The 650-nt window shown below is 56.5% G+C and carries 2 protein-coding genes; both read right to left on the bottom strand.

Annotated elements, in window-relative coordinates; all coding sequences use genetic code 11:
- A partial coding sequence (locus tag DEO48_RS23040; protein ID WP_146198325.1) for a hypothetical protein occupies positions 1-349 on the bottom strand: 349 nt, incomplete at its 3' end.
- Positions 350-352: 3 nt separating this feature from the next.
- A partial coding sequence (locus DEO48_RS26845; RefSeq protein WP_181367047.1) for a hypothetical protein occupies positions 353-650 on the bottom strand: 298 nt, incomplete at its 5' end.

The raw sequence follows: 650 nt of genomic DNA, 5'->3' as shown, positions 1-650 counted from the left end.
CAAACTTCACTTGCTTGCTTGAATTTTTCAGCCCCGGATGCCGGAAGGCATACTCTTCCACGCTGGTTTTTCCATTGCTGTTGTGCATGCTGTAGGTGCCGCAGATCTGCATCTGGTAGTTCAGGCTGGTTTCACTGCCGTTAAAAGGCTCCTGAATCGGCGAGACCCAGGGGATAGCCGGGCATTTCTCACAGGGCTTGGTGGAATCCGCCGCTGTCACTTTCCCGGCGGAGTCCTCTTTTTCGCCCTCATTCACCATCTGGCTTGCCACGCCAGCACCAAGGGTGACGCCAAGTGCGGCGGCCAGTGCTTCTGCCCCTTCCACCAGGGCCGGTATAACAAAAAGCATACGCTATGATTTCCTTTTGGCTAAATTGACCGCAGCGTTCATCATGTCCCGCCAGCGCTGGTTCGGGTCGTCCGTTTCTTCCAGCGCTTTGCGTATTGCCGGTGAAGACGTCAGCCCCGGCTGGCAGGCTTCCATATACAAAAACGAGTGCAGCAGGTTCGGGTCGTCGAGGTGAATCTGCCGGGCATACTGAAGCGCACCGGTTAAGCGCGTCTTCAGCGTGGCCGGGTCTTTCAGTACGAAACGGGTGTCCGCTTCGGCCTCTCGGACGATGCCGTTGAGATATTCATCATCTTCCCGT

The organism is Enterobacter sp. CGMCC 5087 (assembly GCF_003144775.1).
Lineage (GTDB): Bacteria > Pseudomonadota > Gammaproteobacteria > Enterobacterales > Enterobacteriaceae > Enterobacter > Enterobacter cloacae_M.
The sequence above is the reverse complement of the archived record's forward strand: the minus strand, read 5'-3'. Positions and strand labels throughout refer to the sequence as shown.